Annotated in this window: 2 protein-coding genes and 1 pseudogene; 2 read left to right on the forward strand and 1 reads right to left on the reverse strand. The window is 75.0% G+C overall.

The window, feature by feature from the left end:
• Nucleotides 1-86 precede the first annotated feature (86 nt).
• Nucleotides 87-1,226: pseudogene (locus ABZV94_RS41260) on the reverse strand (HAD-IC family P-type ATPase); the annotation flags it as partial.
• Between the two features lie 99 nt (nt 1,227-1,325).
• Here ABZV94_RS41260 and ABZV94_RS41265 point away from each other — a divergent pair.
• Nucleotides 1,326-1,724 (forward strand): metalloregulator ArsR/SmtB family transcription factor, encoded by a 399-nt coding sequence (locus ABZV94_RS41265; protein WP_356350203.1) that lies wholly within the window; start codon nt 1,326-1,328, stop codon nt 1,722-1,724.
• 280 nt (nt 1,725-2,004) lie between these two features.
• Nucleotides 2,005-2,313 carry a hypothetical protein gene (locus tag ABZV94_RS41270; RefSeq protein WP_356350206.1) on the forward strand — a complete coding sequence of 103 codons (309 nt, stop codon included), beginning with the start codon at nt 2,005-2,007 and terminating at the stop codon, nt 2,311-2,313.
• Nucleotides 2,314-2,423 lie beyond the last annotated feature (110 nt).

The following is a 2,423-nucleotide window of genomic DNA, read 5'->3' on the forward strand; positions in this document are numbered from 1 at the left end:
CCTGGCCGCAGAACCCGAGGCCTTCCCAGCCGAGAAGGACGACCTCAGCCACGCCTCGGGCGAGTCCTTGGAGGAGCTCTCCCGGTCTCGGCCGCCGCCGCGAGCCCGAGCAGCTCCCGCTCCGTCATGCCGGCGCCGGGCAGCGGTACGACGTCCGTCACCCGCGGGGTGCCCTCGGTCAGGGTGCCCGTCTTGTCCAGCGCGACGGCGTCCACCTGCCCGAGGCGTTCCATCACCACCGCCGACTTGACCAGCACCCCGTGCCGGCCGGCGTTGGCGATCGCCGACAGCAGCGGCGGCATGGTCGCCAGCACCACCGCGCACGGCGAGGCGACGATCATGAAGGTCATGGCCCGCAGCAGCGACCCGGTCAGCGCGGCGCCGAGGGCGAGCGGCACCGCGAACACGGCGAGCGTCGCGGCGACCATGCCGAGCGAGTAGCGCTGCTCCACCTTCTCGATGAAGAGCTGTGTCGGCGCCTTGGTCCCGGACGCCTCCTGCACCATGCGCACGATCCGGGCGATCACCGAGTCGGCGGCGTCCCGGCCGACCCGCACCCGCAGCGCGCCGGTGCCGTTGAGGGTGCCGGCGAACACCTCGTCGCCGGGTTCCTTGGCGACGGGGAGTGGTTCACCGGTGATGGTGGCCTGGTCGACCTCGCTCGTCCCGTCCACCACCCGGCCGTCGGCGCCGATCCGCTCACCGGGCCGCACCAGGACCGTGTCGCCGACGGCGAGGTCCGCCGGCGCGACGGTCTCCTCGGTGCCGTCGGCGCGCAGCCGGGTCGCGGTGGCCGGGGCGAGGTCGAGCAGGCCGCGCACCGAGTCGGCGGTCCGGGCGGTGGCCAGCGCCTCCAGGGCCCCGGAGGTGGCGAAGATGACGATCAGCAGGGCGCCGTCCATCACCTGGCCGACGGCCGCCGCACCGAGCGCCGCCACGATCATCAGCAGGTCCACGTCCAGGGTCCGGTCGGCCAGCGCCCGCACCCCGGCCCACGCGGGCTCCCAGCCGCCGGCCGCGTAGGCGAGCGCGTACGGCACGCCCCAGGCCCAGCCGGGCGCGCCGGTGAGCTGGAGCGGCAGGGCGAGCAGGAACAGCACCGCGGCAGCCGCCGCCCAGCGGGCCTCGGGGAGCGCGAGGACCCGGGTGCGGCGCCGGGGCGCGGCGGGCTCGGGACGGGCGGCCCCGGCGGGGAGGGGGCGGCGGTCGGTGAGGACGGAGGGCATGGCGGAGGAACCCTTCGGCAGGGTGGACGACGGGCAGCGACGCCCACCATACAGGTACATATGAAGAAGCGTTCAAGTGTCATCTGTATGATGACTGCCATGGGCCATGGAGCAACTCCCGCGCGGGCGGCGGTACCCCGTACGCGCCTGGACGCGGACAGCGCGGCGCGCGTGGCCACCACGCTCCAGGCCCTCGCGACTCCGTCCCGGCTGCTGATCCTGTCCCGGCTGCGCGAGGGGCCGTGCGCGGCGACCGAACTCGCCGCCGAGGTCGGCATGGAGCAGTCCGCGTGCTCGCACCAGTTGCGGCTGCTGCGCAACCTCGGCCTGGTCGTCGGCCACCGCCAGGGCCGCTCGGTGATCTACGCCCTGTACGACGGCCATGTCGCCGAACTCCTCGACCAGGCCGTGTATCACATCGAGCACCTGCGGCTCGGCCTGAGCGACGGCGCGGACGCCGGCCTGCCGCAGGAGGTGCCGTCCGGCACCGCGCGTTAGGGGTTCGCCGGGAAGGTCTTCTCGGGAGGGGGAGTCGGGCGATGGGCTGGGGGACACGGAGCACCGAGGCGGACGAGGAAGCGCTGCTCCGGGCGGAACGGGCCGCCGCCGCCCACGGTCTGGGGGAGCGCACGCACACGCAGCGCATCGGGAGCCGGATCACCGGCCTGGGCTGTGCGTCACTGATGCCCGCCCTGCTCTGCCTGATCTTCGGCGCCGGCACCGTGACCGGCCCGTACGGTCCCGGGGCGAAAGCCGCGCCGTCGGCCTCCTCGTCCTGGTGGTCGCCCTCCCCGTGGCCGGTTTCGTCGTCGAGGGCCGGCTCACCCACCGGGACACCCGCCTTCACGTGTTCGCCGGGGGTGTCGTCGTGACCGTGGGTGTGGCCCGCACCCACGTCCTCCCCTGGTCCGAACTGACCGTCACCGAGCGGACGGAGACCCCGTCCTACGGCCAGAACAGCCACGGCCCCACCATCCACTGGCTGCACCTGGCCGGTCCGGACGGCACCCCGCTGGCCCGGATCAGCACCCGCAACCCCGCCGGCGCGGCCATCGCCCGCGCGAAGGGCGAGCGGACCGGGACCTGACAGGGCGACCCGGTGCCGGGGCGGACCGGTCGGCCCGCGCGGTGACCCCGGAGCCGGCCCCCGGCTGTCCGGCCCCGGGCGAGAGGGCGCACCGAAGCAACCGCGCGACG

Source organism: Streptomyces sp. NPDC004658, assembly GCF_040609555.1.
GTDB lineage: Bacteria > Actinomycetota > Actinomycetes > Streptomycetales > Streptomycetaceae > Streptomyces.

Excerpts from the sequence above, each read along its gene's own strand:
- ABZV94_RS41265 (WP_356350203.1), top strand. The coding sequence starts at position 1,326 with ATGGGCCATGGAGCAACTCCCGCGCGGGCGGCGGTACCCCGTACGCGC.